General features: G+C 39.6%; 1 protein-coding gene. It reads left to right on the top strand.

Annotated elements, in window-relative coordinates; translation table 11 throughout:
* Positions 1-2,092, top strand: a 2,092-nt coding sequence (locus EGI31_RS14375) for a beta strand repeat-containing protein (RefSeq protein WP_255037909.1), incomplete at both ends; no start/stop codon positions are given.

Below are 2,092 nucleotides of genomic sequence, written 5' to 3'. Positions count from 1 at the left end.
CGGCACTCGCTCTCAGATAGAACATACATTCGTTACAGGAGGCAATTATAGAATCCAACTTAATGAAAAAACTGGTGGGAATAATTGCTCAACAGCAGGAGGAACAAACGTGCCATTGTATGCCACCCTTCTTTTCGCTCCCGTTGTTTCGGCTAATGTCAATTCTATAGTTAGAGCCAATACCTCACCTACAAATGCTTCATCAGTAAATTTTACAGTCACGTTTTCTTCAGCCATTACCGGACTCTCTGCAAGTAATTTTAGTCTAACTACAACTGGAGTAACAGGAGCTTCTGTAGGTTCTGTTTCTGGCTCGGGCACCACTTGGAATGTTTCTGTAAATACTGGTAGCGGAGACGGGACTATAAGACTAAATTTAGTCAATGACACGGGCTTAAGTCCAACCTTAGCCAATGAGCCATTCAATACAGGAGATACCTACAATATTGACAAATCGCCCCCGACAATAAACATAAGTAGCATTATAAATAGCCCTACCAATGTGAGTCCTATTCCATTGACCATCACTGCAAGTGAGAATATTACAGGTTTGGACTTTACTGATTTTAACGTAACAAACGGTTCAATAGCCAATTTTGCAGGAAGTGGGCAGAATTACACTGCAAACTTAATCCCTACAAACAACGGAACAGTGAATGTAACAGTTAACGCAAACTCATTTCTTGATGCGGTAAATAATTCAAATACTGCACCGTCGAGTTTTGTGATTCAATACGACAACGTAGCTCCGGTAGTTTCAGGAATTAATAGAAGTAATCCGAATACTCAAATTACCAATGTTAATACTGTAACATTTAGGGTTGTATTTTCTGAGGCTGTTTCAGGAGTAGATCTAACCGACTTTAGCATCGCAACCACAGGCAATGTCCAAGGAAATTTATCTGGTTTCTCCTCACTAGGTAGTTTATTCTATAATGTAACAGTTAACAATATTTCAGGTGCTGGGACGCTCTCTATTACACTTAAAAACTCTGGAACATCCATTGTCGATAATTCTGGAAACGCCATCACTAGTGGGTTTTCAGCGGGCCAGACTTATATCATAAATAATGAGCCCAGTTTTTCATTGAGTAGCCCACAAAATCAAACCATCTGTCAAAACTCTGGTTTTTATCAATTAAACAATCTACTAACAGTCAGCGATATAGATGTAGGGCAGACCTTGACTTGGAGTATTGTAACTGGTCCTACAAACGGAATTTTGGCAGGATTTAACGCTACATCAAGCTCAAATGGCGGAACTGTGACTCCAAATGGTTTAAGTTATACACCAAATTCTTCATTTGCTGGTATTGAAACCTTCACCATCAGAGTTTCTGATGGCGTAACTTCAAGAGACATGGTTTTTAATATAACAGTAACCACTTTACCAAATATTAGTATTTCTCCAGTTCAGACGTTGTGTGAGGGTCAAAACATTACTTTAACCTCAACTGGAGGAGGAAACTATTCGTGGACTGGGCCAGACGGCTTTGTTTCTACATTACAAAACCCTTCAATAACGGGTGCTACCTCAAACAAGTCTGGTACATATAGTTTAACTGTAACCGCAAATGGATGTACAACTAGTGCTACAACAGCCGTGACAGTAAATGTTTTACCAAACATAACCATAAATTCGAATCAAAACATATGTGAAGGAAATCTTATAAACCTGACTTCCTCCGGAGGCGGTGACTATTCTTGGACTGGACCGAGTGGATTTACATCAACCTCTCAAAATCCAACGATAAACAGTTCTAATGTCTTAAATACTGGAGTTTATAGCCTAACCATTACCACTAATGGCTGTACAGCTAGTGCAACTACGAGTGTAACAGTGAATCCGATTCCAACCTTGACAGCAAGTGCCAATCAAACCCTCTGTGAAGGCAACGCTATAAACCTTACTTCAACAGGAAGTGGAGATTTTTCATGGTCAGGACCAAACGGTTTTAGTTCGCTAATTCAAAATCCTACAATAAGTGTGGCATCCCTTAACCAAAGCGGGATTTATACAGTTACACTTTCTTTGAATGGTTGTTCAAGCTCTGCCACTACTTCAATAACTGTTAATTCTCTGCCAATAATA

The sequence above is a fragment of the Lacihabitans soyangensis genome (genome assembly GCF_024343775.1).
Taxonomy (GTDB): domain Bacteria; phylum Bacteroidota; class Bacteroidia; order Cytophagales; family Spirosomataceae; genus Leadbetterella; species Leadbetterella soyangensis.
The sequence above is the reverse complement of the archived record's forward strand: the minus strand, read 5'-3'. Positions and strand labels throughout refer to the sequence as shown.